Annotated in this window: 19 protein-coding genes and 11 pseudogenes; 17 read left to right on the top strand and 13 right to left on the bottom strand. The window is 58.1% G+C overall.

What is annotated here, in order from left to right; all coding sequences use genetic code 11:
* Window positions 1-4: 4 nt before the first annotated feature.
* The 11 genes and pseudogenes from ACVIHF_RS02880 to tnpB (ACVIHF_RS02830) all read right to left on the bottom strand — a co-directional run bounded on the left by ACVIHF_RS02880 (window position 5) and on the right by tnpB (ACVIHF_RS02830) (window position 8,089).
* A complete protein-coding gene (locus ACVIHF_RS02880; protein ID WP_456794050.1) occupies window positions 5-802 on the bottom strand; it encodes an amino acid ABC transporter ATP-binding protein in 798 nt (265 codons plus the stop codon).
* Window positions 803-863: 61 nt separating this feature from the next.
* Window positions 864-1,511 (bottom strand): amino acid ABC transporter permease, encoded by a 648-nt coding sequence (locus ACVIHF_RS02875; RefSeq protein WP_456791511.1) that lies wholly within the window; start codon window positions 1,509-1,511, stop codon window positions 864-866.
* A complete protein-coding gene (locus ACVIHF_RS02870; protein WP_456791512.1) occupies window positions 1,508-2,227 on the bottom strand; it encodes an amino acid ABC transporter permease in 720 nt (239 codons plus the stop codon). Before ACVIHF_RS02870 ends, ACVIHF_RS02875 begins: the two co-directional genes overlap by 4 nt.
* Window positions 2,228-2,239: 12 nt before the next feature.
* Complete coding sequence (locus ACVIHF_RS02865) at window positions 2,240-3,091, bottom strand: transporter substrate-binding domain-containing protein (protein WP_456791547.1); 852 nt, start codon at window positions 3,089-3,091, stop codon at window positions 2,240-2,242.
* A gap of 518 nt (window positions 3,092-3,609) precedes the next feature.
* A pseudogene (locus ACVIHF_RS02860) lies at window positions 3,610-4,208 on the bottom strand (plasmid pRiA4b ORF-3 family protein); the annotation flags it as partial.
* A pseudogene (locus ACVIHF_RS02855) lies at window positions 4,205-4,777 on the bottom strand (IS66 family transposase); the annotation flags it as partial. The pseudogenes ACVIHF_RS02860 and ACVIHF_RS02855, both read right to left, overlap by 4 nt.
* A gap of 454 nt (window positions 4,778-5,231) precedes the next feature.
* A complete protein-coding gene (locus tag ACVIHF_RS02850) occupies window positions 5,232-5,372 on the bottom strand; it encodes a transposase (RefSeq protein ID WP_456794056.1) in 141 nt (46 codons plus the stop codon).
* 627 nt (window positions 5,373-5,999) lie between these two features.
* Window positions 6,000-6,837: pseudogene (locus ACVIHF_RS02845) on the bottom strand (IS630 family transposase).
* Between the two features lie 88 nt (window positions 6,838-6,925).
* Complete coding sequence (locus ACVIHF_RS02840) at window positions 6,926-7,396, bottom strand: plasmid pRiA4b ORF-3 family protein (protein ID WP_456794055.1); 471 nt, start codon at window positions 7,394-7,396, stop codon at window positions 6,926-6,928.
* A pseudogene (locus ACVIHF_RS02835) lies at window positions 7,382-7,638 on the bottom strand (transposase domain-containing protein); the annotation flags it as partial. The pseudogene ACVIHF_RS02835 and the gene ACVIHF_RS02840, both read right to left, overlap by 15 nt.
* 123 nt (window positions 7,639-7,761) lie before the next feature.
* Window positions 7,762-8,089: pseudogene (tnpB, locus tag ACVIHF_RS02830) on the bottom strand (IS66 family insertion sequence element accessory protein TnpB).
* A gap of 479 nt (window positions 8,090-8,568) precedes the next feature.
* Between tnpB (ACVIHF_RS02830) and ACVIHF_RS02825 the strand changes: the two are divergent.
* The 10 genes and pseudogenes from ACVIHF_RS02825 to ACVIHF_RS02780 all read left to right on the top strand — a co-directional run bounded on the left by ACVIHF_RS02825 (window position 8,569) and on the right by ACVIHF_RS02780 (window position 19,917).
* Complete coding sequence (locus ACVIHF_RS02825) at window positions 8,569-9,351, top strand: Crp/Fnr family transcriptional regulator (protein ID WP_456791546.1); 783 nt, start codon at window positions 8,569-8,571, stop codon at window positions 9,349-9,351.
* A gap of 986 nt (window positions 9,352-10,337) precedes the next feature.
* Window positions 10,338-10,514, top strand: a pseudogene (gene tnpB, locus ACVIHF_RS02820) (IS66 family insertion sequence element accessory protein TnpB); the annotation flags it as partial.
* 51 nt (window positions 10,515-10,565) lie between these two features.
* On the top strand, window positions 10,566-12,131 hold the full coding sequence (gene tnpC / locus ACVIHF_RS02815) for an IS66 family transposase (RefSeq protein ID WP_456791545.1): 1,566 nt from the start codon (window positions 10,566-10,568) through the stop codon (window positions 12,129-12,131).
* Window positions 12,128-12,729: pseudogene (locus tag ACVIHF_RS02810) on the top strand (plasmid pRiA4b ORF-3 family protein). Before tnpC ends, ACVIHF_RS02810 begins: the two are co-directional and overlap by 4 nt.
* Before the next feature lie 849 nt (window positions 12,730-13,578).
* Window positions 13,579-14,655, top strand: coding sequence for a 4-hydroxy-2-oxovalerate aldolase (dmpG, locus tag ACVIHF_RS02805; RefSeq protein WP_456791544.1), 1,077 nt, complete (start codon window positions 13,579-13,581; stop codon window positions 14,653-14,655).
* On the top strand, window positions 14,655-16,244 hold the full coding sequence (locus ACVIHF_RS02800) for a class I adenylate-forming enzyme family protein (protein ID WP_456791543.1): 1,590 nt from the start codon (window positions 14,655-14,657) through the stop codon (window positions 16,242-16,244). Before dmpG ends, ACVIHF_RS02800 begins: the two co-directional genes overlap by 1 nt.
* Window positions 16,241-16,657: a hypothetical protein gene (locus ACVIHF_RS02795; protein ID WP_456791542.1), complete on the top strand. Its 417-nt coding sequence runs from the start codon at window positions 16,241-16,243 to the stop codon at window positions 16,655-16,657. The genes ACVIHF_RS02800 and ACVIHF_RS02795 overlap by 4 nt, the downstream gene beginning before the upstream one ends.
* On the top strand, window positions 16,654-17,589 hold the full coding sequence (locus ACVIHF_RS02790) for a cyclase family protein (RefSeq protein WP_456791541.1): 936 nt from the start codon (window positions 16,654-16,656) through the stop codon (window positions 17,587-17,589). The genes ACVIHF_RS02795 and ACVIHF_RS02790 overlap by 4 nt, the downstream gene beginning before the upstream one ends.
* Window positions 17,590-17,697: 108 nt before the next feature.
* The gene (locus ACVIHF_RS02785) at window positions 17,698-18,576 is read left to right on the top strand and encodes an AAC(3) family N-acetyltransferase (RefSeq protein WP_456791540.1); all 879 of its coding nucleotides are present in this window, start codon (window positions 17,698-17,700) and stop codon (window positions 18,574-18,576) included.
* A gap of 222 nt (window positions 18,577-18,798) precedes the next feature.
* Window positions 18,799-19,917 (top strand): class I SAM-dependent methyltransferase, encoded by a 1,119-nt coding sequence (locus tag ACVIHF_RS02780; protein WP_456791539.1) that lies wholly within the window; start codon window positions 18,799-18,801, stop codon window positions 19,915-19,917.
* 378 nt (window positions 19,918-20,295) lie between these two features.
* Here the strand turns inward: ACVIHF_RS02780 and ACVIHF_RS02775 are convergent.
* Window positions 20,296-20,662: pseudogene (locus ACVIHF_RS02775) on the bottom strand (transposase); the annotation flags it as partial.
* 168 nt (window positions 20,663-20,830) lie between these two features.
* Between ACVIHF_RS02775 and tnpA the strand changes: the two are divergent.
* The 5 genes and pseudogenes from tnpA to ACVIHF_RS02750 all read left to right on the top strand — a co-directional run.
* A complete protein-coding gene (gene tnpA, locus ACVIHF_RS02770; RefSeq protein WP_456791538.1) occupies window positions 20,831-21,253 on the top strand; it encodes an IS66-like element accessory protein TnpA in 423 nt (140 codons plus the stop codon).
* Window positions 21,247-21,593 (top strand): annotated as a pseudogene (tnpB, locus tag ACVIHF_RS02765) (IS66 family insertion sequence element accessory protein TnpB). The gene tnpA and the pseudogene tnpB (ACVIHF_RS02765) overlap by 7 nt, the downstream one beginning before the upstream one ends.
* 51 nt (window positions 21,594-21,644) lie before the next feature.
* Window positions 21,645-21,956: pseudogene (locus tag ACVIHF_RS02760) on the top strand (transposase domain-containing protein); the annotation flags it as partial.
* 102 nt (window positions 21,957-22,058) lie between these two features.
* Window positions 22,059-22,280 carry a plasmid pRiA4b ORF-3 family protein gene (locus ACVIHF_RS02755; RefSeq protein WP_456794053.1) on the top strand — a complete coding sequence of 74 codons (222 nt, stop codon included), beginning with the start codon at window positions 22,059-22,061 and terminating at the stop codon, window positions 22,278-22,280.
* 111 nt (window positions 22,281-22,391) lie between these two features.
* Window positions 22,392-22,932: pseudogene (locus ACVIHF_RS02750) on the top strand (IS5/IS1182 family transposase); the annotation flags it as partial.
* Window positions 22,933-23,004: 72 nt separating this feature from the next.
* Here the strand turns inward: ACVIHF_RS02750 and ACVIHF_RS02745 are convergent.
* Window positions 23,005-23,916, bottom strand: a complete 912-nt coding sequence (locus tag ACVIHF_RS02745) for a LysR family transcriptional regulator (protein ID WP_456791537.1) — start codon at window positions 23,914-23,916, stop codon at window positions 23,005-23,007.
* A 161-nt stretch (window positions 23,917-24,077) separates the two neighbouring features.
* Here ACVIHF_RS02745 and ACVIHF_RS02740 point away from each other — a divergent pair, with 161 nt between their 5' ends.
* Window positions 24,078-25,283, top strand: a complete 1,206-nt coding sequence (locus tag ACVIHF_RS02740) for an aminotransferase class I/II-fold pyridoxal phosphate-dependent enzyme (protein WP_456791536.1) — start codon at window positions 24,078-24,080, stop codon at window positions 25,281-25,283.
* A 61-nt stretch (window positions 25,284-25,344) separates the two neighbouring features.
* Window positions 25,345-25,989, top strand: a complete 645-nt coding sequence (locus ACVIHF_RS02735; protein WP_456791535.1) for an RraA family protein — start codon at window positions 25,345-25,347, stop codon at window positions 25,987-25,989.
* Window positions 25,990-26,412 lie beyond the last annotated feature (423 nt).

The raw sequence follows: 26,412 nt of genomic DNA, 5'->3' as shown, positions 1-26,412 counted from the left end.
GGACTCAATGGTTCAGAACGGAGTGCAGGAATGCGCGTGTGCGCTCAGAGTCGGGGTCCTTGAAGATCTTCTCGGGCGGGCCCTGCTCGATGATCCGCCCTCCGTCGAAAACGACTATGCGGTCGGAAACCTCGCGTGCGAATCGCATCTCGTGCGTGACGATCAGCAGCGTCACCTTCATCTCATGCGCCACACCTCGCACAACGTCGAGAACTTCTCCGGCGAGTTCAGGATCCAGCGCCGAGGTGATTTCGTCCAGCAGGAGTATCTCAGGTTTCAATATGAGAGCCCGGGCGATCGCGATGCGTTGTTGCTGGCCTCCGGAAAGCTGGGCGGGATAGGAATTTACCTTGCTTTCGAGGCCTACCATTCGAAGGTATTCGAGGGCGCTCTTTGCAACTTGGTCTTTTGAATGGCCCAGGACGGTCGTGGGCGCCAGGATAAGGTTCTGCAGCACGGTCAAATGCGGAAACAGATTGAATTGCTGGAAGACCATGCCGCACCGACGGCGGATTCGCGCCTCCTGCGCGCGCGAAAGGGGGTTACCTGCCGCGTCGAAAATGATGCTTTGGCCGAAGACCCGAATATCTCCGCCAGTGGGCTTCTCGAGGGTCATCGCCAGCCGCAACACAGTTGTCTTTCCTGAACCGCTTGGGCCGATCAGCGCCACCTTCTCGCCGGGGCGCACTTGCAGGTCCAGATCGACCAGCACGCGGTTAGCACCGAAGGACTTCGAGACTTTCTCGAATTCGATAGACCACACAGCCTGTTGCGAGCTGGGAGCGGACGCGTCTGTCTCCATCGCGTTAGAGGCTGCGGCGGTCGGTGGCACGAAGGGGCCTGCTTGGCTAAATTCCATGATGCTAGACATGCTTGTCCTTGAATCGGGAGAGGAGATAGAGGAACGGCAGGTTCATGGCCATGTAAATGACGCCGGCAAGCGTGAATGGCTCAAGGTAACGGAAGTTTTCATAGCCGGCCACTTGAGCCTCACCCAGCAGCACCGGCACGCCGAGCGCAAACAGGTACGCGGATGTCCGAAACAGAGCGAGTACGTAGTTGAGCAAGGCGGGGATAGCCCGCTTGATCATCAACGGACCAAGCACACGCCGCCATGTGATATATGGGCTCAAATGGAGCGCCACACACGCATCGCGCAGCTCGGGTGGGATCGTGATCAGACTGCCTCGGTACACCTCCGAGCAGAACGCGGCATAAACAATACCTAATACACCAATGCCAATTGGCATTGCCGGAAGGGTGACCCCGAATTCCGGCAAGACATAGAAGGCGAAGTAGAGCATAACAAGAATCGGCACGCCCCTGAAGAGTTCAAGTAGAAAACGTACGAATGCCCGACCGAGCCTGGTGCTCGCAGTCTCCAGAATCGCAAGCAGAAAACCGGCCGTTAGCGCAATTGTCGAACTCACAATTGTGACCAGCACAGTATACCAAACGCCCAACATGAGGCGCGGCATGATCTCCAGTGCATAGCTCCAGTCCCAAGTCATTGTGCAGTTCCTGCAAGCGCACGAGCATCGGGCACAACCTCTACAGCGACGCGAGCGGCTCGCAGCGCACGGTTCAGGGGAAGAACCTGCTCAAGCGCGCGGAAAGCCATGGCGCAAACAAGGCACAGGATCCAGTAAATCGCTGCAAGCATGCAAAAGACGGTGACCGTATCGAACGTTTGGCTACGAATGTTGTTCGCAACATAGAGAACATCCTGCACGCCGACGAAGCTCACGATCGAAGTCCACTTAACCATGTCCCGTGCCAAGCTGCCGAAAGCAGGCACGATCTGCGAAAGCGCCTGCGGCAGAATCACTTTTCTAAGGCTCTGGATCTTGTTTAGCCCAAGCGCATGACACGCATCACTCTGCCCGCGATGCACGGCCTGAATGCCAGCACGCACGATTTCAGCGCCGTATACGGCTCCATCGAGCGAGAGCACGAGGATCGCCGCCGCGAGGGCGCTCAACTGCGGCATGCCAGGCAGCAGCGGCAGCACGTAAAAAACCCAGAAGAGGAGCACCAGTCCGGAGGGGCCACGAATGAATTCGATGAAGAGAATCGATGCCACGCGCAACGCGCGCGCGTTTGAAAGCCTCGCCGCGCCAAGGAAGACCGCACCGGCTGCTGCACCGATAATGGTGCAGACCGCTACCCAGACGGTAACCCATAGGCCTTGCGCTAGCGAAGGCCAGTACTCCAGCACAGCGTGCACAGCAGTTGCTCCTTAGTTACAACTCGGCACGACGTCACTGGCCTTAACAAGCCCGGAGAGCGCCTCCCAATTCGAGGCCCCGTACTTCACGGAGTACAGCTGCTCCATCGTACCATTACGACGCAATAAGTTGAGCTGCTCATTGAATGCGTCCCGGAAACCTATGTCCTCTTTGCGAAATGCCGCGGCAATCCCATTCATCGGTGCTTGCTTGTCGACGATCGCCTCGACGCCTTTCTCCTCCGGATTCGGGATGCTCAACTGACCGGCTATAAACGCATCCGCTCGAGCGCCGATCACCGTCGCAACACCGGCCTGAGGATCAGGGACGCGCAAAAGTTGCTCAGGCCTGAGCCCCTGCTTCACTGCATACGCCTCCTGAGATGACCCAATAACGACCGCCAGTCTAATTCCGGGGCTATTTGCAATCTGGCTGACGCTTACTAGATGTTTTGGATTTCTCGGTAGCACATACAACGCATCACGCATTGCAATGGCGGGGGCTGAAAATACAACTACTCTGCAGCGAGCTTCGGTGATCACAAGGGTAGGCCCAATGAACTCAAAATGGTGCACCTGCAGTCCAGGTATCATGAACTCCCATGCCGTGAGCACCGGTGAAAGCGCTGGAGCGCCCATGCCCTTGAGCGCAAGGTCCGTCAGCTCGACAATGTACCCCGTCACTTGTCCGCTCGGCGACATGGCCGCCCAAGGGGGAACCAAGCCCAGCGCCACCTTGGCTTCGCCGGCTTTGCGCATCGAGGTGAGAAGGGGAGGCTCGGCTTGTGCAAACGTCGGAAGCGAAAACCCGACAAATATGAGCAACGGGGCGAATAACAGGACTCTTGATCTCGCAAAACGCAACTCTTCGTCTCCTCTTACGGTGAAGGTTAATGAATTGTGCTCAGGTGCTAGTTGTTAATCGTCTAGCAGATCAACGCTAACTGCTTTGGGTCGTGGACTCGGTCAGTTGCGAGTCGATTCTGGCAGGCAAGCCAGCGACCGAGATGGATCGTCGATGGAAAGATACGGGCGAGGCACGTTCGCGGCATATGTTTCGGCTCGGCCAACGTTACTGATCATAGGATCGGGCCGGGGCCGCCACAGTTTCATTGGTCGGGCCTAATTCTTTCTGACTCTTCCGATCCTAGAATGCGCCATGATCGCTTCTTTATCCGTCATCTTGTTGTGGCTCATCCATGATTTTCCCGAATCCGTTGCGTGTGAAAATGGCAAGTCGCATGCCAAACGTGGATGCTTGATAGCGCTTGCGTTTTCGAACTGGCGCCTGTTGGCTTTGCGACGCGCGTCAAGTTCCCGACAACGACTTCGGACGACCGTAAGCGTAGCTCTAGGCCCATTTGATTGGCGCTTGACGTCCATTTTGAGCGCGTGGTGCGCCGGCGCGGCTTCCATATGTCGGACAACGCATTGACAGCGGCCTCAAGCGCCTTCCGGTCGACGACGTTGGGATCGAACTGCTCCGGGCCCCAGAGGCGCATGTGTTCGTGCTCCGGATGGGTGGGGTCGCTGATGGCGTCGAGGTATTCGGCATAGCCCGGCGCACCGCCGACATCTTCCGGAGGACAACGGCCGGCGGCCTCGAGCAAGAACGGAAGTCCCTCCGTTGTCGTGTTGTCGAACCACTTTTCAAGCTTGATCACGTGATCCAGCTGTCGCCGAAGTCGTAGAGATAGTGGATCGTCTTCGCGCCGGTCTCCTGAACGATATTGGAGAGCCGCGTCTTGCGGGCATCGATGGGCTGAGGGCCAAAATCTCCATCGGGATCAGGGATACCCCAACGTCCTTCGCCGGCCAGGAACTCGAAGAGATGGCTGTTCGTCCAGCCAAACGCCGCCTGAAGCGTCAGATGCAGCCGATCAAGGCGCAGCGTGAACGGCACGACAAGGCATCGCATCACCTCCGGTTTCACATCCTTGAGGGTCACCTTGATCCGGACCGCGGTCGTGTTCAGGCTCATGCCGCCAGCCTCGGATCGTGTGCATGCATCGTGTAGATCGACGCCCAAGGGAGCAGTTCGTCCAGTCGCGCCGCAGACCAGCCATTAACGAGCTTCGCGAGAACATCAGCAAGCCAGTGCTCGGCACCGACGCCATTGAGCTTACAGGTCTCGATTAACGAAGCCTGGACTGCCCAATTCTCGGCGCCCTCGTCGCAACCGGCAAAAAGGGAGTTCTTGGCGTCGAGCTTGATCGGCCGCATCGCACGCTCGACCGCATTCGTGTCCATCTCGATGCGCCCGTCATCAAGGTAGAGCGTCAGGCCGTCCCAATGACGCAACGCGTAACGCAAGGCCTTCGCCGTGTCGCTCTTCTGTGCAAGGTAATCAAGCTTGGCCTCAAACCACTGCTTCAAGGCTGTAGCCAGAGGTCGGGCATGCGCCTGCCTGCCAGCACGGCGCTCGGCATCCGATCGGCCGCGGAGGGCTTTCTCGACGGCATAGAGCTGGGCGATGCGCTCGAGGGCCTCGCGGGCAACGGGAGCCGGCGCCGGCGAAGCCTCGCGATCGATCTTCACAAACTGGCGCCTCCCCATTGTGAGCACCCTTGCAGAAGATGACTCTTCTAGCGGTGCTCTCACGACAGCGTACGCGAATTCTCAAGGGCCTCAACGCTACGCTTACGGACGACCTCCACAGCGGCGAGACTGGTTTCCGCCCTAACGGTACTACTTGTAAGCCGTGGCGAACCGGCAAAAGAGGTTGGTGATATCCGAGAGCTTTCCGGAGATCGTACAAAAGGGAATCTGCATACTCTGGCTGCTCAGTCGCGACTTGGCGGTAGGCTGTCGAATGCTGGCAGTGATTACGGGCGCCGCCCTTTGCGAGGAGGACCCATGCCGATATACGCCATCTTCTTGGCCGAGGCTATGGCCACGATCTCTGGCGGCCTACGTTCAAGTAGCCCGCTCATGAGTCGATGCGCTGCGCCTCCGTTGCGCATGCGCAATCACGCCCGCGACCAGGAGCAAGCGCAACTGGGGATCACATCTCAGAAGTGCGGCCAGTCCGGTCGTTTCCGCCGCTCGAGTTTATGTGGGGCGTTAGGCCGATCCAGGCGACGAAGTGCCTTCCCGACGAGACGGCGGCTGGGGTGGGTGCAAAGCGCTTGGAGCGTGGCGCCAGGCCCGACGCCCGGGATTATCGTCAACCGGCACCGAGCGAACGTCCGCGACGATGTCGCGCTCCAGCTGCTCGATTCCTGTCGGTCCATGGCCGGAGCTGCTCCAGAGCACAGAAGCCGCCTTCCGTGCGGATGTAGGAGCCCTTTCATTGGCGTGGTCGAGGATACAATGCGAGTAGCGTATCAACCTTCACTAATCTTTTTGAAGCGACGATCCTCAACTCGCCGAGATGTCCGCGCAACGCATTGATGGTCTGAGTACGCTGCCGGAAGCGGACGTCGCAGTCTTGAACCGCCTTCTGACTGGCTTTGCACTTTATCGTCTTAATGGCACAAACCGCATAGTCGGATGCGACACTGCCTCACAAGCAGCCTCGACGTCAATCGAGTCTACTTACAAATAGTAGCCGTCCACCGTAAGCGTAGCTCTGCGGTCCCTGGCGCTTGACGTCTAGTTTTGGTCGCAGCTTGTGCCGGCGAGGCATCCACTTTTCTCATAATGCGTTGACGGCGGCGTCGAGGGCCGCCCGAATGATGACGTTCGGATCGAACCGCTCGGAGCCCCAGAACCGCATATTTTCGTGCTCCGGATGGGTGGGATCGCTGATGGCCTCTAGAGGCATGCTGTTTTATACGGAAACATAGCCTGAATTCTTGAGATAGTTGGCGCACTCCTGCCTGGAGGAAGAGATCGAGGAGTTCGCCGACTTTTCGCCAGGTTGCTTCGACGTCACGCGGCTCGGCAGCTCGGATCAGGTGTTTGAGTTTGGCGGAGACCTGCTCGATCGGATTGAGGTCGGGGTTGTAGGGCGGCAGAAAAGCAGATGCGCTCCCTTGGCGCGGATGGCGTCGCGGGCCGGCTTACCCTTGTGACTGCCGAGGTTGTCGAGGATGACGACCTGGCCCTTGTCAGGGTGGGCGCCAGCACCTTCTCGACATAGAGCGTGAAGAGCTCGCCATTGATGGAACTATCAATGACCCAGGGGCCGCTGATTCGGTCGTGGCGCAGTGCCGCGATGAAAGTCATGGTCTTCCAATGGCCGAAAGGTGCAGATGCTTGGAGACGGTGTCCGCAGGGGCCCCCAGCCGCGCAACGGCGCCATGTTGGTTTTGGGATGGATCGCTTTTTTTGAAGCTAAGCCCCTCGACGTGAACAAAAGTCCACACCGCTCGCACGTCAGTTTTGATCCCGCGTGCGGCCAGTTGCTGTGTCAGCTTGCGCAAGGTGAACGGCCCCGAGCGAATGCGCTCGCGCAGCCAGTCGGCATTGGTATCTGACAGAACCCGCTTCTTGTGGCCGCCGATCTTGCCTGGCGACAGGCTCCCGGTATCCCGCCTCAGATTCTTCCACTTCGTCACACAGGACGGACTGATCTGTAGCGCTTCTGCAATCGAACGAACCGTCTCGCCCGCGTCAGCCCGCGCCAAAGCTCCTTCGCGAATATCTTCCGAATAGGGGCGCGTCATCCATGCTGGCCCCCGTGCTCCAGCATGGAGTTTGAATCAGAAATTAGCCCTTCTGGGAATCCCGATTCCAGTCAAAAACAACACGCTCCTAGGTAGTCGGTATAGCCGGTCGGCCCACCGACATCTCCTCCGGAGGGCAGCGGCCGATGGCATCGAGCAAGAGCGGAAGACCGTCCGTCGGCGTGTCATCGAACCATTTTTCGAGCTTGATCACATGGTCCCAGCCGTCGCCGAAGTCATAGAGATAGCGGTTCGTTTTGGCACCGGTTTCGCGAACGATAGCGCAGAGGCGCGCCTTGCGGGCATCGATGGGCTGGGGGCCAAAGTCACCATCGGGATCAGGGATGCCCCAATGTCCTTCGCCAGCGCGGAACTCGAAGAGATGGCTATCCGTCCAGCCAAACGCCGCCTGAAGCGTCAGATGCAGCCGATCAAGACGCAGGGTGATGGGGACGACGAGGCGTCGCATCACCTCCGGTTTCACGTCCTTGAGGGTCACCTTGATCCGGACAGCGATCGTGTTGAGGACTCCCGCCGGCTCCGGATCCTGCGCACACATCGTATAGGTCGATGCCCAGGGAAGCAGCTCATGCAGTCGCGCTGCAGGCCAACCATTGACGAGCTTTGCGAGGATGTCCGCAAGCCAGTGCTCGGCACGGACGCCATTGAGCTTGCGTGTCTCGATCAGCGAACCCAGCAATGCCAATTTTCAGCGCCCTCGTCGCAACCAGCGAACAGGGCGTCCTTGGCATTGAGCTTGATCGGTCGCATCGCACGCTCGACCGCATTCGTGTCCATTTCGCCAGCAGAGCCGCCGCAAAGGCACGCAGCTCGGTTGGATCGCTCGGCAGCTCATCAGGCGAATCACTCATTGGCCCGAGTCTGCCGTGCTTCGCGCCCTCGATGCAGCGAAGAGTTTATTTTCTACGCAAGTGCTTTCGGCTGCGGGATTCGAGGCGCGTGCATGCGTGTCCAATCCATGCCGGCCACAGGCGCGGACAGCTGCGCCGCGTTCATCCGAATGCCCCCCGCCGCAACGGGAGGCCATTTGAAGCCGGTGCTATCGAGCCGATTCCAATACATCACAAGGCCGCTGCCATCCCAGGACAATCTTCACACGGTCGGCGCGCTTCGTACGAAAGAACACCGCCACGTCCTTCATCGGATCAGGGCCCAGCGTCTCCTTCGCGAGGAGCGCCAAGCCATCCGCGCCCTTCTGGAAGTCCACGGGCTGGGCCGCAACGTAAATCATGAGGCCAGCGGGTGGCGTCAGCATGAACGTGTCCGTCGGAGCGCCAAAAACACATCACTCAGCACCGAAGGCCAAGCGTTCCCCGCACCTCACCCCGTGCACCTAGGAACTCAACCGTAACAGCAGCTGCTTCCAGCGATCCGGAAGGCTCCGCAGCTGCCGTTAGCGAAGATTCGGACACCAACGGCACGAACGACAGTGCATCCGCCGAAGCCGGCCGCGCCAATCGCCCCGAACGTGCCCTGTGTCGTCAGTCATGCACCTGCCGGGACCGGCAGCCATGGCAGCGCGCGATATCTGTCACGACTGCGCCCGGCTGGAGGCTTTCCACCACCGAGCTGCGCCTTTAAATCATCCGGCCAGCGCTTTCGACGTCCACCTCAATTCCGATCTGATATAGTTCGTTCCCAAGATGGTATTTGTGTTCTGCCGCACCAATTACCAGATTGGCGGCCGAAACAACTGCAGCAGACGAAGATATGCATTCCGAACAGCCTGCTCGGCAGCCAATGCTTTATCGGCCCGGTATCATGCGACGTAATTCGCAGGTCTTTATCAAAAATGCGATTCTGGCGAGAGTTTCGCTGCAAGATCTTGCGGTAATAGGAGGCTTCCTGGAGCCTATTATCCTGAGGGAACGTATGATTCTGCAAGAGCTGAAAAAAAATCCTGATTACGTCTATTTCATAGAGGCGGGTCTCGTCTCGCTTAGAATTGTCGCGGCGGGAAGCATTCTTGAAGTGGCCACGATCGGGTATCGGGGCGCGGTCGGCGCATCAGCGCTATTGGGAACACATCTTTCGACCCATCAAGCTATTGTACTTGTTGCCGGAAGTGCGCACCGGGTCCGTGTTGAGGATTTGCGTCGAATAACGAATGAACGACCCGATGTTAAGGAGCAGCTTTATCGGTATGCTGAAGCGCTGGCGTTGCATTGCGCTCAGACAGGATTGTGCGGTGTTCGGCACGATCGCGAGAAGCGGCTCGCATCTTGGCTTTGCCTAGCGCGTGATGCCCTTGACGCTAATGTCCTTCCAGTGACTCATGAGTACCTTTCGTCGGTCTTGGCGTTGCGCCGTGCCGGTATAACGGAAACTCTGATCCGGTTTGAAGAGCAAAGGTTGATTAGCAAGATGCGCGGTGTCCTGCAGATTGATGATTACCAGTGCCTCCGAGGAAGAGCATGTAGCTGCTACAACCTTATTTCAGGTGCCTATACTTCACTGGAGACCCGAACTGAAGGAAAACGGCCGCCGGGCTAACGAAAAGTGCACGAGTTCAGATCATCGTAGCGTCCTATGCGGAAGAGCCAGCAATTTTTCGACTCATTTCAAGTTCGTGTGCCAGAGTTCGCGGACCAGCAGATTGTCTCGGTTCCGATGCGTTTCAGTTCTGCAGTTCGTATTTGGAGACGGTTGTCGAGGACGGTGTCCTCTGCGGGACCGCTCAAGATATCCGTCCGAACATTTCGCGACCGAAGCAATGAACGGGCTTCGCTCCAGTAGTCGTGATCTCTGAATCAGGCCTTTATCTGGTCGGCAAGATCCTGTCTAAAATCGTATAGGAAAGGTATCGCCGCATTCGCGTCCTGCTGCGTCGTGAAGGTTGACGGGACGGCCGGAACAAGGCCGGGCGCGTCTACGCGAGTTGGACCTGAAGTGCGCAAGAAGAAGACGCTTGCAGCTGTTGCGATGACAGCCGCCGACGCGATCAAGCGAGACTTGGGCGATGAATTTCGCCAGACCAGTTAGCGACGGGCATGAGCTTCGCGTGCTTTTTTGTGGACGCCTACGAAAAGCTGGAGGATTGGCGCGGATGCGCAGATAACTACAGTGAAGAGCAGTGCCATGGTGGAGATCGGAAATCGGCCGCCGATTTTTGCTGCAGAACCACGTCGGCGCAGCCAGCCCGCAACGTGATCAGTAGCGCAATACTCTAGTTTTGAGTGGTCAAAAACTCCGGTGTCGCTGCTAGACGCGGAGACGCTACCGTTCCCAGATAAAACTCAGCGGCGGACAACCGGGTATCATTCGGCCAATCTCCACTCACGATCTTTTGAGGCGAAACATTTGCCGTCACCACGCGAACGAGGGTCGGAAAATTTCAGAGAGAGCATCGTAGATACCGCTCGGGAAGCAAAGGGTGCGGAGGGCTTGGCGCTGTTGGCGAAAGAGACGCTGGGCCATGACCCGTTGAAGGGCGTGGCGGTGGTGTTCCGTGCGAAGCGCGCCGATCGGTTGTCGTCTGGGATGGCAGCGGCCTTGTGATGTATTGGAAGCGGCTCGATGGCAGCGGCTTCAAATGGCCTCCCATCGTGGCCGGCGTGATGCGGATGAATGCCGCCCAGCTGTCCGCGCTTCTGGCCGGCATGGATTGGACGCGCATGCACGCGCCTCGAATCCCGCAGCCGAAAGCGCTTGCGTAAAGATACAAATCTTCGCTGCATCGGGGCGCGAAGCATGGCAGTCTTGGGCCAATGAGTGATTTGCCTGATGAGCTGCCGAGCGATCCGGCCGAGTTGCGTATCTTTGCCGCAGCTCTGCTGGATCGCTGCGCCAGGCTCGAGCGGTTGCTCAAGCTTGCAAAAGATGCGCAGTTCGGTCGGTCCTCGGAAAAGCTGGACGCTAATCAGCTGCAGCTTGTTCTGGAGGACATCGAAGAGGCCGTCGGAGCCCTCGAAGCAGCCGAGGATCGCGCCAATCCTAGAACCTGCGAGAAGAGGACGGCCGAGCGCAGAGCCAACCGTGTCAGGCTCCCGGAGCATTTGCCGCGCATCGTCGAGATCCTGATGCCCGCTGAAACTTGTTGCCCGTGCTGCAAAGGCAATCTCGTTGAGATTGGTCACGATGAGAGCCAGAGGCTCGACGTCGTTCCGGTGCAATACCGAGTGATTGCGACCCGCCGGCCCAAGCTGGCCTGCCGCGCCTGTCATGGCGTCGTCCTCCAGCACGCTGCGCCCGAGCGATTGATCAAGGGGGGACTGCCCACCGAGCGTCTCGTTGCGCACGTAATTGACGCCAAGTATCATTGGCATTTGCCGCTCTATCGTCAGGCGCAGATGCTGGCGACGCACGGAATAGCGCTGGACCGTTCCACGCTCGCCTTCTGGGTCGGCTATGCCGCCCAGGAATTGAAGCCCTTGTGGCATCGTCTGCGCGAGCTTCTGCTCACCTCCTCGAAGCTCTTTGTCGATGAGACCCCGGCGCCGGTGCTGGATCCGGGGCGCGGCAGAACCAAAACTGGCTACTTCTGGGCGCTCTCGCGCGATAAGAGGCCGTGGGCCGGGCCTGATCCGCCTGGGGTGGTCTATGCCTATGCACGGGGCCGCGGCGCCGTTCATGGCTTGAGACTGCTCGAAGGCTATCGCGGCATCATCCACTGCGACGGCTGTGAGGCCTACAAGACCATGACCCGGACGACGCGTGCGGACGCGCTGTCCGGCACGCTCGCCTTTTGCTGGTCGCATCTGTGGCGCCAGTTTGTGAAGATCGATCGCGAGGCTTCGCCGGCGCCGGCTCCCGTTGCCCGCGAGGCCCTCGAGCGCATCGCCCAGCTCTATGCCGTCGAGAAAGCCCTCCGCGGCCGATCGGATGCCGAGCGCCGTGCTGGCAGGCAGGCGCATGCCCGACCTCTGGCTACAGCCTTGAAGCAGTGGTTTGAGGCCAAGCTTGATTACCTTGCACAGAAGAGCGACACGGCGAAGGCCTTGCGTTACGCGTTGCGTCATTGGGACGGCCTGACGCTCTACCTTGATGACGGGCGCATCGAGATGGACACGAATGCGGTCGAGCGTGCGATGCGGCCGATCAAGCTCGACGCCAAGAACTCCCTTTTTGCCGGTTGCGACGAGGGCGCCGAGAATTGGGCAGTCCAGGCTTCGTTAATCGAGACCTGTAAGCTCAATGGCGTCGGTGCCGAGCACTGGCTTGCTGATGTTCTCGCGAAGCTCGTTAATGGCTGGTCTGCGGCGCGACTGGACGAACTGCTCCCTTGGGCGTCGATCTACACGATGCATGCACACGATCCGAGGCTGGCGGCATGAGCCTGAACACGACCGCGGTCCGGATCAAGGTGACCCTCAAGGATGTGAAACCGGAGGTGATGCGATGCCTTGTCGTGCCGTTCACGCTGCGCCTTGATCGGCTGCATCTGACGCTTCAGGCGGCGTTTGGCTGGACGAACAGCCATCTCTTCGAGTTCCTGGCCGGCGAAGGACGTTGGGGTATCCCTGATCCCGATGGAGATTTTGGCCCTCAGCCCATCGATGCCCGCAAGACGCGGCTCTCCAATATCGTTCAGGAGACCGGCGCGAAGACGATCCACTATCTCTACGACTTCGGCGACAGCTGGATCACGTGATCAAGCTTGAAAAGTGGTTCGACAACACGACAACGGAGGGACTTCCGTTCTTGCTCGAGGCCGCCGGCCGTTGTCCTCCGGAAGATGTCGGCGGTGCGCCGGGCTATGCCGAATACCTCGACGCCATCAGCGACCCCACCCATCCGGAGCACGAACACATGCGCCTCTGGGGCCCGGAGCAGTTCGATCCCAACGTCGTCAACCGGAAGGCGCTTGAGGCCGCTGTCAATGCGTTGTCCGACATATGGAAGCCGCGCCGGCGCACCACGCGCTCAAAATAGACGTCAAGCGCCAATCAAATGGCTGCAGCGCTACGCTTACTTCCAGATTAAGGTCTCAGCCTGTAAACTGATCGCTGCTCGACGCCAAACTGGGGGGATATCGCAAAGCATCTCAGCCATCGCTGCTGCGCTTGGATCCGGTCCTCGCATCGATCTCGTAGTCGCTCCGATAGGATTTCGGGATGATGCCGCCTGGGGACGGGCCTTTTTCTTGGCTCCCGTGGGGTGTCCATTTCGGGGTGCGAAGTGGACTCCCGACCTCGACAGAAGGGTTTGCGTTGCACCTATCGCGCAATCTCATCAGCATGAAAGCGGCAAGACTGCCAAGCAGTGCGAGATTGCGCAGCGATTTGGGGGGCTCGACGACAGGACCAACGATCTGGTTCGAGGCGGTGGGCCCGAGTTCGCCGCTGCAATGATGCCGCTGACGGCTTTGGAAGCTTGCCGGTCACGATGTGCCGGTGACGGCGTTGCGGTGGTGGTCGACTGACGTCGAACCTCGAGAGCGGCGGATTCGATTTCCGCTGGCAATCAACTTAGTCGCTTGATTGAGACTACCCTCAGGTCTAGTAGCTGCGCGCATTCCCTGCGACTGGTTTAATACCGCTCGCAGATCGCGCAGATCAACCACAGATGCATCCACGTGAAGCGTTCTTAGAAAACTTGATCGAGGCAATTCCTCATGACGGTCAAAACCTTGAACTTTGGTAGGTCTGTTGATCGAAACGATGGCCGAGTCCATTCTGAGTATACAATGAACGGAATCGCTACTGATGTAGATCGCTTTTTTGGTGAAGGTACTGGAGTGTCATTGGAGAATTCGTTTCCTTTGGTCGAGAGGATCTCGGAATGACCGAGCGTCTGCGCCTAATGGATACGACACTGCGGGATGGTAGCTACGTCATCAATTTCCAGTTCACCGTGCGCGATATAGCCGTCATTGCTGGAGAGCTCGAAGCTGCTGGCTTCGAGCTGATCGAGCTTGGCCACGGGATCGGCCTTGGAGCCTCGCAGCGAAAATATCCCCCTGCGGCAGAAACAGACGAAGCCTATTTGGCCGCCGCCGCCGATGCGTTGAAGCACGCTATGTGGGGAATGTTCTGCATTCCGGGAGTCGCGACCGTCGAACAAATAGATATGGCCGCTGACTATGGGATGAAGTTCATCCGTGTAGGTACCGACGTAACAAACGTTTCCGATTCAAAGGAGTTTATCGAGCGGGCAAAGAAGCGCGGCATGTTTGTCTGCGCCAACTACATGAAGTCGTACGTCGCGACGCCCAAGGAATTCGCGCGCAATGCCTTGCTATCACAGCAATATGGCGCAGACGTCGTCTATATCGTGGACTCCGCCGGCGGCATGCTAACGCGTGATATGGAAGGCTACTTCCGCGCAGTGCGCGATGTCAGTGATGTCAATATAGGCTTCCATGGGCACGATAATCTTGGTCTGAGTGTAGCCAATGCAGTCCGCGCGGCTGAGCTAGGAGCGGCGATTGTCGACACGTCGCTGCAAGGCATGGGCCGGGGCGCGGGAAATACGCCCACCGAGTTGTTCATCGCGGTAATGGAGCGGCTCGGGGTTTCCACCGGCTTCGATCCGTTGCGCGTTATGGATATCGGCGAGAAATACATCAAGCCGCTTAATCGGCGCGACGGGTTAAGCTCGCTCGATATCGTGGCTGGATATGCACAGTTTCACTCGAGCTATATGGGCGTGATTCGGGAGTTTTCATGCAAATTCGGAGTTGATCCGCGGAAGCTCATCGTCACTTTGTGCGAAAGAGATAAGGTCAACGCCAAACGCGCCATAGTCGAAGAGTTGGCGCGTGCGCTGAGCGCCGAGCCAAAGGATGCATTCTCGGCCAGATTCCAGCTCGACCGATATCACGGCGCTGAACAGAATTCTGATCCGGAGAAATCCTGATGCAGACCTGGTCTACGCGGCTCGCTCGCATTTTCAGCGATAATGCGGAACGTACGTACATGCTGGACTCCGTAACCGGCGAAGTAACGACTTATGCAGAGCTGGCTCGCCGATCCGCTTCTCTGGTGACGCAGCTCGAGTGTCACGGAATAAAGCGGGGGGGGCGAGTCGGAGTCCAACTGCCAAACGGCTCGACTTTCGCAACGGTCTATTTTGCGTGCCTTCTTGGCGGCTTGACCATCGTTCCTATGAGCAACTCGTTAACTGAGAGGGATCGTACCTCTGTGCTCGATAGCGCTTGTTTGTCCGCACTTATCACGGATGAAACTGACGTTAGATCAGCTTCTATCGATGCCGACCTGCGTCCCAAAGCGCGGCTATTTCGCTCGCTAAGGCTGACAATTTGTGGCGACGGGTTGGTGACCGACCTCTCGCTCCAGAATGCACACCAAGATGAGCCGGATCGCTATCTGGCCACGATTGACGATGATCATCTTTGGTCGGTTCATTTCACCTCGGGAACGATGGGTTTACCGAAGGGCGTGGCGCATCGCGTCGGCAACCTGCTTGCCAACGCTCATTCGTTTAACGGCGCTGTTGGGCTTGGCCGTGACCGGCGGTTCGTGCACGTGATGCCGATGTCTTACATGGCTGGATTTCTAAATACACTCTTGAGCGCATTTGCGGCGGAAGCTTCCGTTATTATTGCGCCGCAGTTTGGGCCGCAAAGCGCGCTCCGCTTCTGGGAACCGGTCAAGGCGCATGGTGGAGACACCATCTGGTTGTCGCCGACGATGCTCGCGACGTTGGCGCGGATGGATCGCAGTCCGGTGGGCGTGGATATCTGCCGCTCGAAATCGATGCGGATCTTTAGCGGTACAGCGGCTCTGTCCACTAAGGTACGGCGCGAGTTCGAAGCCAAATATGGCGTCGAAGTGACCGAGAGCTATGGCCTTTCTGAACTGTTGTTAGTTACGGCAAATGACGGCACTGCCGGACGAAAGGACCTGTCGGTGGGGCCGTGCTTGCCGGAAGTGCGCATCGCCATTCGCGATGAGTTGGGCGCGGAGGTGACGCCAGGTGAAGATGGCATCATTTTCGTCAATACGCCGTTTGTCTGCGCTGGCTATGTCGACTTCGACACGGCTGCGCCTGCAGCGCAGGTCGGACCCTGGTTTGATACGGGAGACATCGGTCACTTGGACAATGACGGATATGTCTTTGTTACGGGGCGTGCAAAGGATTTAATTATCCGGGGGGGGGTTAATATTAGTCCGCGGCAGATCGAGGAGATTCTAATGCTTCATCCAACCGTCAATGACGCCGCAGTGGTCGGCATTCCGCATGGGTTCTACGGAGAGGAGGTTGTTGCGGCGATCATACCGATCGCCGGTATTAAGCTGAAGGATGTCGAGGTAAGCCTTCGTGAGCGTTGTGTTGCCGCTTTGGGGCCATCCATGGTGCCAGACCGGATCGTTGCCTTTGACGCATTTCCGATGACGAATCTCGGGAAGGCTCGGAAGCAGGCGATACGAGAGGTGCTCATCCAGCGCCCGCGGAGCGATTGCATCACGGGGGCTAGTTCGTGAGCGGCCGTACCATCCGGATCGAGCCGCGCGACGGTGGTGATTGTGGTAGCAAAGACCCGAGTGTCTGTGTGGATGCGGGACAAAGGGCATTTCTGTTTGCCCGCGAAGAGTCCAGCCGTTCAGTGTGCCACGTATCTTCTTTAAAGAATGCAGGCGCCGCAACAATTCCACGTGGAAAAGGATCATGGTGTGTTAGGAAACGAGCGCTGTTTATGAAGGCGATCGAACAAATAGACGTGCCTACGGGCGGCTTTAGTTCTTCGGAAACCTCCTCGATTCTAGATGATGTGATCGATGATTCAAACCTGCAAAATTTGCGCAGATCGAGCAATCAACTAAAGGAATTTGAGAGAAGCTGTGCTCGCATCGTCGAACCATTCGGCTGTGCCGATGACGGGAGTTTAGAATCATGAGACGGTTTGTGGATCTTTCATATACGTTACATGACGGTATGGCGACTTATCCAGTGCCTTGGTCGTCGTCATTTGAAATGACGCAGTTGGGTAGGCACGGGATCGAAGGCCGCGAGTCGCGGAGGATCGTCATCGGAACGCATTGCGGTACGCATGTAGACGCGCCGCGACATTTCATTCCTGGCGGAATGACGATAGACGACCTGCCGCTCGAGCCCTTCGTTGGTCCTGCAACAATACTGAATTTTACCGACGCGAAGCCCTTGCAGAAAATTGAGGTTTCCGACCTCGAAGGACGGGTCGCAGATGGGCGCATCGATCGCCTGATCATGAGATTCGACTGGTCTGATCACTGGGGAACATTGAAGTATTATTCGGAGCAACCCTACATCTCGGAAGATGTTGCTCGTTGGCTGGTAAGGCGCGGCGTTCGCCTGTTGGGAATGGACACTCCGCAAGCCGATAATCCGAAGAATGGACACGGTTCAGAGCGAGACTCGCCCGTGCACAAGATTTTACTCGGAGCGGGCGTGGTCAAGCTCGAATACATGACCAACCTCAGGGCGGTGGGAGCGGACGAATTCGAATTGATCGCCTTGCCGCTGAAGATACGAGAAGGAGACGGTTCGCCTGTCCGTTGCATAGGAATTGTCGAGGACAAAAGCTTAAGTGAGACTGCAATGAGAAGTGAAAAGCTAGTTCGTGAGTTTTTTGTGCGGCATGCGAAGTCGCCTCTTCCTAGCGGAGAAGATGCATTTTCAGTGCGCTATCTCGATGATGGTTTGATTGATTCACTTGGCATCGTCACGATGGTTGATGAGCTTGAGACTGCGCTCGGTGTTACCTTCTCAGCGGACGATATGCAGTCGTACGAATTTCAGACGGTCGGAGGGCTGATAGGCATACTGGATCGAATGAGAAAGCGCGTCTGATGGCGATCGTTCAAGGGCGTTATTCCCCTGTCGGAGGCTGCGGCCGATATCGCGTGGCAAAATAGATCGCGATGAACATTCCTTCAGTAACGGCTTGGGTTAGCAGCTATGATTGATTACCACTACACCCGCGAAGATCTGTTGAGTGCAATCAAAGCGACTGGCATCCGTGCTGGGGACATTGTCTCGTTGCAGGTAAGTCTCGGTCGCCTCGGTTTACCGCAAACGATCGAATTCAACTATCCATCGCTGTCGAACTTCGTGATAGATACTTTCCTCGATGTGCTCGGGGCGAATGGAACACTTCTTGTCCCGACCTACAGCTATCGTTCATGCGGTCAAGTGTATGAGGTCGAGTCAACCCCCTCGTCGATCGGCGAATTCCCGGACGTGTTTCGGAGCCGGAAGATCGCCGTGCGGTCCCGAGATCCGGTAATGTCATGGGCGGCGATAGGACCTGGCGCTCAAATCCTCGTGCGAAACATTTCCAATCATTCTCACGGTGTGGGCAGTGTGTTTGACAATCTTATGAAGGCTGGTGGGCTGATATGCACATTAGGACTCGGAATGTGGAGCGCCGGCTTTTGCCACTATATCGAAAAGATGGCGAATGTGCCGTTTCGCTTTGACAAGCGGATTCGGCGCATTATCCGTGAGCGGGGGCTGGAGTGTGAAGAGGAATGGATACGTTTTTACCGGCCTCGCGTCCCGAATTGCGAGCCAAACGGTGCTGCGTTGGAGAAGAAGGCGACTGAGCGATCTCTTATTCGGGTCGCTCCGGTCGGACGTGGCGAGATTCACGTCGTCGGAGCACGGGAGTACTTCGCATTTGGAAAGGCAGAACTTCTGGTGAACCCCTGGCTAACAGCCAAGGGCCCCCCTGCCGCACCCGAAGTCATCTTCAGAGATGAACGGCAGTGGTGGAAGGCGAGATCTGCCGCTGGCTGTAGCGCTGAGAGTATTCCGGCTCTCTTCAAACGAAGCTAGTGTGCCGCCGGACGTTCCGTACGCACAGATCCTTCCAATGTAGCTTGAAGAGGAGGTCATCCGTGTTGCGCTCGACGAGGAATTGTCGTTCGCAGGTCGAAAAAGGTGCTAACCATGCACAATCATCGATGATGACGTGATCGGCGCTTTCGGCACGGTGATAGGGACCGTCTAAGCAGAAGACATGCCGCCGAACGAATTTCAGACAGTCAGGGAGCTCGGATGCCGATTGTTCCGAAGGATGTTATTTTTCTGCCGGAATCAACGGCGGAATATCCCAACAGATGGATCGCGATGAACGTCTTTTCGCGCACCGCCTTGGGAATCAGCAGTGATGTGTTTCGCCTACTGGGCGCGCCGAATTTGGCCGAGACAGAGGATGATGGACCTTACCGTTGTTGGAAGATCGAATACTTTTCTAACGAAGCCGGACTGCTTGCCGATCCCAGCCGGTTTCGTCGCGACCTTCGACAGTGGCAGGAATTGAGCCTTAGTTGGCAAGAACTATTTAATGAGTTGAAGAAACATTGTATCATCATCGACGATGAAGGAGGATATCGTAAGCGTTTTCGACCGAAACGGCACATTCTCGACCATCAAAACTTTGGTAATTTCCATCAACAGCACGGTCAATACATGGCGCTGATCGGCAAGAAGGATCCGGCTAGCTGGTGGATGCGACAGAAATTTTCGTCCGATCAGTTGTCGGTCCGCCGGGATACGCTTTACGGCGCGATACAGAACGCGTTTCTCGAGGAATACACTGAGCAACGCATCGCGAAGGGAATGTCGATTGTCGATCTCGGTTGCGGAACAGGTGTGTATTCGAATCTCATTGCCAGCCGAGGGGCCAGCGTCTTGGGCATCGATCCTAACGACGAGTATATCGCAGTCGCACGCAAGCACGCCCGGGAAGGGGCTCGCTTTCAGCAGATGCAGATCGGTCAGGCTGGGGGGCTCGACGGTGTTCCGACCGGTTCGGCAGATATCGTGTTCATGAGCGATGCACTTCTCTTCTATTACGTTCCATTCTTCCCAAGTCAGAAAGCCGACATTAACGTCCTGCTTGCAGATATTGCACGTATCCTGAAGCCCGGAGGCGCTTTCGTGAGCCTTGAGCCGCACGGAGTCTTTTATTTGATGCCTTGGCTCGGAGCTGAAGAGCGGCCGTTCGTCATCGTGACGGAATATCTCAGGAAGTCATTCGGGATCGTGCCGCCTTTGTCTTGGCTGATCCGAACGGTTTTGGCGGGCCGGCTTCGTTGTTGGCGACATGCAGGAGCTCACTCCGGCAAGCTATTTCGCCGAAATCGATCCGCGCGGCTACCATTTTGCAAGTGAGTTCCCGCTTTGGCACCTGCTTGAGTTCAGGCTGGTTCGATAAATGGACACAGGATACCAGGCAAAGATCTGCTGAGGTGATCGAATTGGTATCCGGGACATACCATCTCGTTGCAGGTAAGTCTTGGTACAGGCAATCGACGCGACTATCTTGTCTCTTGAACCTTTGTGATAGATGGCTTCCTCAGCGTTTCGGACGAGCGGAGCGCCTATCGTGGATTCTTTTGCTCGCGGCCAGATGTTTGAGGTCGAGTCAATCGTCCCGTTGGCGAATTCTCCGAGGTGTTCGAAGCCGCATTAAAGCTGTAAAGTGATCGTGTCCCTGAAGGTAGTGAACTGGTGGTGCGATACCGCGTTCGCCGGCGGGGGCCGGACAGGTCAGCTGGCAATTGCCGGAAGGCTAACGGTGGGATCATCGCTCAACGGCGCGATGGTTTCCAGCGTCATGTAGCGAGCGCGCTGGACGGCCCATTCATCGTTCTGCCCGAGCAGGATCGCGCCGAAGAGGCGACCGATGGCGTCCTCATTGGGGAAGATGCCGATCACCTCGGTGCGTCGCTTGATCTCGCCGTTGAGGCGCTCGATCGGGTTGGTCGAGTGCAGCTTGGTCCGATGCTGGGCGAGAAGGACATGTAGACGAGGTCTTCGCTTCATCGAGGAAGCCGGTGACCTTCCGCCACTGCGCGCGTGCGTCGTCCTCGGCATCGTCTTGGGCAAACGCGGTGGCGATGAAGGCAGAGAGTACGCATACTGCTCCAGATCGCGCTCAACCGCATGCTGGCATGCTGGCGCTGGCGCGACAGGTGCTCGGCCAGAGGCTGCACCGTAAGCGTGGCGTCGAGGCCCTTTGGATTGTTTGTGCGGAGTCTTAAGAGCACCGCTAGAAGAGTCATCTTCTGGAAGGGGACTCACAATGGACGACCATTCTGACGACATAAGACGACCGTTGTCACCGCGTATCGAAGTGTACGCAGGCGCAGGTCGAAAGCGCTGGCCAGATGATTTGAAGGCGCAGATTGCTGCGGAAAGCCTCGAGCCCGGAGCGATTGTCACAGATGTCGCCCGTCGCCATGGGTGCCGGCCCCAGCAGGTGCACGACTGGCGGCGCCGGGCGCGTTTGGGCCAGTTGGTGCTGCCGGCTTCGGCGGACACGCTGTCGTTCGTGCCGGTGGTGTCGGAATCGGCGCTACCGGCGGCCTCAGAGCCCACCGGGTCGCCGGAAGCAGCCGTGGTGACGGTCGAGTTCCAGGGGGCACGCGTGGAGGTGCGCGGGGCGCCTGGCCTTGCCGTGTTGAGTGATGTGTTCATTGCGCTCCGACGGACACGTTCATGCTGACGGCGCCCGCGAGCCTCATGATCTATGTTGCGACCCAACCTGTTGACTTCAGGAAGGGTGCGGAGGGCTTGGCGCTGTTGGCGAAAGAGACGCTGGGCCATGACCCGTTGAAGGGCGTGGCGGTGGTGTTCCGTGCGAAGCGCGCCGATCGGTTGTCGTCTGGGATGGCAGCGGCCTTGTGATGTATTGGAAGCGGCTCGATGGCAGCGGCTTCAAATGGCCTCCCATCGTGGCCGGCGTGATGCGGATGAATGCCGCCCAGCTGTCCGCGCTTCTGGCTGGCATGGATTGGACGCGCATGCACGCGCCTCGAATCCCGCAGCCGAAAGCGCTTGCGTAAAGATACAAATCTTCGCTGCATCGGGGCGCGAAGCATGGCAGTCTTGGGCCAATGAGTGATTTGCCTGATGAGCTGCCGAGCGATCCGGCCGAGTTGCGTATCTTTGCCGCAGCTCTGCTGGATCGCTGCGCCAGGCTCGAGCGGTTGCTCAAGCTTGCAAAAGATGCGCAGTTCGGTCGGTCCTCGGAAAAGCTGGACGCTAATCAGCTGCAGCTTGTTCTGGAGGACATCGAAGAGGCCGTCGGAGCCCTCGAAGCAGCCGAGGATCGCGCCAATCCTAGAACCTGCGAGAAGAGGACGGCCGAGCGCAGAGCCAACCGTGTCAGGCTCCCGGAGCATTTGCCGCGCATCGTCGAGATCCTATCAGCCCATCGATGCCCGCAAGACGCGGCTCTCCAATATCGTTCAGGAGACCGGCGCGAAGACGATCCACTATCTCTACGACTTCGGCGACAGCTGGATCACGTGATCAAGCTTGAAAAGTGGTTCGACAACACGACAACGGAGGGACTTCCGTTCTTGCTCGAGGCCGCCGGCCGTTGTCCTCCGGAAGATGTCGGCGGTGCGCCGGGCTATGCCGAATACCTCGACGCCATCAGCGACCCCACCCATCCGGAGCACGAACATATGCGCCCCAGGGGCCCGGAGCAGTTCGATCCCAACGTCGTCAACCGGAAGGGCGCTTGAGGCCGCTGTCAATGCGTTGTCCGACATATGGAAGCCGCGCCGGCGCACCACGCGCTCAAAATAGACGTCAAGCGCCAATCAAATGGCTGCAGCGCTACGCTTACGCTGCACCAGCGTGGACCGAACGTCTACTCGCTGCACGCGCCGGAGGTGGAATGCATCGGCAAGGGCAAGGCGCACCGGCCTTACGAGGTTGGCGTCGAGGTCTCCGTCGCCACCACGCTGGCGCCGGCCTGCGGCGGCCGGTTCGTCACCCGTGCGAAGACGCTGCCCGGCAACCCTATGACGGCCACACCCTCAAAACCGTGATCCCAGACATGCAGACATGCAAACGCTGATCGGCGACATCATCGAGCGCCTCGTTCTCGACAAAGGCTACCGCGGCCACAATGCGCCACCCGAATACAAGTTCAGGGTGTTCATCCCAGGCCAGAAGCGGCGGGTGACGCCCAAGATCAAACGTGAGTTGCGCCGGCGTTCCGCCGTCGAGCCGATCATCGGCCATCTCAAATCCGAACGCCGGATGGGCCGCAACTACCTTTGGCACCGCCAGGGCGATGCCACCAATGCCATCCTTGCCGCCGCCGGCTACAACTTCTGTCGCCTCCTCCGATGGCTGGAGCTCTTGTTGCGCCAAATCTTCGCCCAGCTCATCATCCGACTTCAGCTCGGCCCAAGCTCAAATCCGTGTTCTTCACGGACGACTACTGAACTGCGAGGTAGCTCAGTATCTGCCATTGGCCCGGAACGAGAAGTCGCATACACGCCCGGCCAGTTCTGCGATAGTGGTAGTAAGCGCTGAAGGTCGATCATTCCGGTACATGGCAGCGTAAGGTATGGCCGGCAGCAAAGGTTTGACCGGAATGATTGCGAGCTTCTTCTCGTCTACGAGGGGACGAAAGCACTGTCGCGGCAAATAACTCACGCCAATCCCAGCCGTCACTAGACCGACCACAGCCGTTAGGCTGTCGCACGAGATCGTGCGCTGCAATGCAACCCCGTTAGATCTCAGCCATTTGTTCATGAGCAGACCCGATCCTGATCGGCTGCCCTGAGTCAGGATGGTGTATTCTGCGAGCTCCTCAAACCCGAGAGCGCGGCGGAACGCCTTGATCATGCCCGGACGCGCTGTCCACACATTTGAGACCTGGGCAAGCCTAACCGAGGTAATCTCAGGATCGGAAAATGCTTCCGGAATGACGATGAGGTCGATGGTGCCATCGAGCAGCCGTTCATATAGATTGCGGCTCATATCGACTTCCGGTTCGAGGATCATCGTTGGATGCGCGTCTCGAATGGCCGAAACGAGCCGTGGAAGCCAGGTGAGCGCGGCCATTTCCGTGACGCCAAAGCGAAGGCGCCTTGCTGGGGGCAGTTTGGCGTCCTTGAGCTCGACAATCCGTTGCTGGATGTCGAGCATGTTGCGGCCCAAAGCCAGGAGCTGTTCTCCCTGTTCGGTCAGACGGGCTCCGCGCTGATTCCGGTCGAACAGAGCCAAACCTGTCGAGGTCTCGAGCTCCTGGATCCGCTTGGAAATGCCTGATTGCGTCGTGTTGAGCTTCGCCGCCGCTCGCTCGAATGTGCCGAGCTGAGCGATCCAGTGCAGGGCTTCAAGTTGCTTTAGAGTGACGACCATCAGCAGTCTGGCTTGTGGTTAGGTGGTGTTAGAGCAAGGCTCGGCCACATTAAAAAAAGAGATGCATAGAGATGATATTTTATCGGTTTTTTGAATTGCAATCCAGCCCTATGGTACATTGCACTCACACCTCGTAAATCGGGCCTCTCAGGAGACAATCAATGTCGTTGAAGCTGGCCGAACGCGTCGCCGCGCTGAAGCCGTCCGCGAGTATCGCAGCAAAGAAGAAGGTCACGGACCTGCTGGCGGCGGGCCGTAGTATTATCGACTTCACGATCGGAGAGCCCGACCTCGATACGCCTGGCCATATCGTCGCCGCGGCTATCGCCGCGATGCGCCGGGGCGACACGCACTACACGGCTACACCCGGTACGCCCGCGCTTCGCGAGGCGATCTGCGCAAAACTGCAGCGCGAAAACGGATTAAGCTATAGCTCGGACCACGTGGTGGTTGGCTGCGGCGCCAAGCAGCTCATCTTCGAGGCGTTCGCAGCCACCCTGAGCAGGGCTGACGAAGTCATCGTTCCCGCGCCATACTGGGTCTCCTACCCGGACATCGTTAGTCTCAACGAAGGAACGCCTGTCATCATCGAATGCGGCGAAAACGTTGGCTTCAAGCTGACGCCGGCTGCACTTGATGCCGCCATCACACCGCGCACGCGCTGGGTCATCCTCAATTCGCCGAATAACCCGACTGGTGCAGTGTATTCGCGCGATGAACTGGAGGAGTTGACCGCCGTGTTGAGGCGTCATCCGCATGTCTGGCTGATGACTGACGAGATCTATGAGCACCTGGTCTATGATGGTCAGACTGCAGTCAATGCGCTTCAGGTCGCCCCAGATCTTGCGGATCGAACCGTGATCGTCAACGGCCTGTCAAAATCCTACGCAATGACCGGGTGGCGTGTCGGATATGCCGCGGGTCAAAAGGATCTGATCAACGCTATCGCCAAACTGCTCGGTCAGAGCACCACCTGCCCGAGTTCGATCAGTCAAGCCGCGGCGCTGGCTGCTCTCACCGGTGACCAATCGTGCGTCAAGCAGGCCAGAGCGTGCTATGAGACGCGCCGCGGGCGCATGATCGAGCTGTTGGACGGGACGCCGGGCCTGCGGATGGGCAAACCGGAGGGCGCTTTCTACCTGTATCCGTCGGTCGCAGGTCTGATCGGCCGCACGACAGGTTCGGGCCAGGTTCTAAAGAGTGATCTCCACGTTGCCCTGTATCTGCTGGACGCTGCGAACGTCGCGGTGTTGGACGGGACGTCGTACGGCTTGTCTCCATACCTTCGACTTTCCTTTGCAACGTCGATGGGCGCCATCGAGCTTGGCTGTGCCAACATTCGAAACGCCTGCGAAGCCCTTTTCTGACGATGCACCAAGCTATTGACGAAACGATTTGGAAGTTCTGGACGGAGGCTCCGTACCGCAAATGATTGAACCGCAGAACCCCTGTGCGCCGTCGGCCGACCCTGCCTTGATCGAAGCGTTCAAAACAGTGGCCACATCGATCATCAGCGACAATCTCGATCGCCTGCCGGGGGCAACGGGTCTGAGGCCCTTCCATCGCGGCGGCCCGATGGCGGGAACGGCCATAACCGTTCGCACCGCGGCAGGAGACAATCTGTTCATTCACAAAGCCTTGGACTTGATCCGCCCCGGCGACGTTTTGGTCGTCGATGGCGGAGGTGACATCTCGCGTGCCTTGATCGGCGAGATCATGCTTCTAATCGCCTCAAGCCGGAGTGCGGCCGGTCTCGTCATTGACGGTGCGATCCGCGATGCAGGCGCGATTGCCAAATCCCACCTGCCGGTGTTCGCCCGGGCTGCTAACCACCGCGGGCCATACAAGAATGGCCCAGGGCACATCAATGTTCCAGTTTGCGTCGGCGGTCTGACCGTGTCGCCAGGCGACATCGTGATCGGCGACGAGGATGGCGTCGTCAGTTTCCCTCAGGCCATTGCGACCGACCTGCTCGCAACGGTGCGCCGCCAGGAGAAACGCGAGGCTGAGATCATGCAGAACATTCGAGAGGGGCGATACACCGGGGTCTATAGCAAACCTCAAACAGGCTGACGCTAGATCCCGGTGCGAATCACCACAGTTCTCCGCGATTTGAAGGTGCGTTCAACTCCAGGCCCTTCCTTACCGCGTTGCTGCTTGGTGAATTAGCGCTCAAACTGGGGACCCAGATGGGCCTGCAGCATCCAGGCAGCAGCTGCGCTGCCGCTTGGCGCTCAATTGGTCGCTCGTCTTCATGCCAAAAAGAGATGCTTGCTGATCACGTGCCATTTTGGAGGCCCGCTCAGCCCTAAAAGGCCCTCACGAGCCTCTCGAAAGTAAGGGAAAGTGGCGTCGTGCTTGGCCCGGGCGACCGGAATCGGACGAAACCTTTCGCTCGATCGTTTCAACTGTCGCGAACTTCTTCCACGTTCAAGACGCTCACAGAATTAATCGTCGGCGAGTGCTAGTTGTCGCGCCGACCTCTTTCAGGAGTTC

It is taken from the genome of Bradyrhizobium sp. USDA 4506, from assembly GCF_054058795.1.
The sequence above is the reverse complement of the archived record's forward strand: the minus strand, read 5'-3'. Positions and strand labels throughout refer to the sequence as shown.

Coding starts and splice junctions, on each gene's coding strand:
- ACVIHF_RS02740 (WP_456791536.1), top strand. CDS start 24,078: ATGTCGTTGAAGCTGGCCGAACGCGTCGCCGCGCTGAAGCCGTCCGCG.
- ACVIHF_RS02780 (WP_456791539.1), top strand. CDS start 18,799: ATGCCGATTGTTCCGAAGGATGTTATTTTTCTGCCGGAATCAACGGCG.
- ACVIHF_RS02880 (WP_456794050.1), bottom strand. CDS start 802: ATGGAGACAGACGCGTCCGCTCCCAGCTCGCAACAGGCTGTGTGGTCT.
- ACVIHF_RS02790 (WP_456791541.1), top strand. CDS start 16,654: ATGAGACGGTTTGTGGATCTTTCATATACGTTACATGACGGTATGGCG.
- ACVIHF_RS02785 (WP_456791540.1), top strand. CDS start 17,698: ATGATTGATTACCACTACACCCGCGAAGATCTGTTGAGTGCAATCAAA.
- ACVIHF_RS02875 (WP_456791511.1), bottom strand. CDS start 1,511: ATGACTTGGGACTGGAGCTATGCACTGGAGATCATGCCGCGCCTCATG.
- ACVIHF_RS02840 (WP_456794055.1), bottom strand. CDS start 7,396: ATGTGTGCGCAGGATCCGGAGCCGGCGGGAGTCCTCAACACGATCGCT.
- tnpC (WP_456791545.1), top strand. CDS start 10,566: ATGAGTGATTTGCCTGATGAGCTGCCGAGCGATCCGGCCGAGTTGCGT.
- ACVIHF_RS02735 (WP_456791535.1), top strand. CDS start 25,345: ATGATTGAACCGCAGAACCCCTGTGCGCCGTCGGCCGACCCTGCCTTG.
- ACVIHF_RS02745 (WP_456791537.1), bottom strand. CDS start 23,916: ATGGTCGTCACTCTAAAGCAACTTGAAGCCCTGCACTGGATCGCTCAG.
- tnpA (WP_456791538.1), top strand. CDS start 20,831: ATGGACGACCATTCTGACGACATAAGACGACCGTTGTCACCGCGTATC.
- ACVIHF_RS02825 (WP_456791546.1), top strand. CDS start 8,569: ATGCATTCCGAACAGCCTGCTCGGCAGCCAATGCTTTATCGGCCCGGT.
- dmpG (WP_456791544.1), top strand. CDS start 13,579: ATGACCGAGCGTCTGCGCCTAATGGATACGACACTGCGGGATGGTAGC.
- ACVIHF_RS02800 (WP_456791543.1), top strand. CDS start 14,655: ATGCAGACCTGGTCTACGCGGCTCGCTCGCATTTTCAGCGATAATGCG.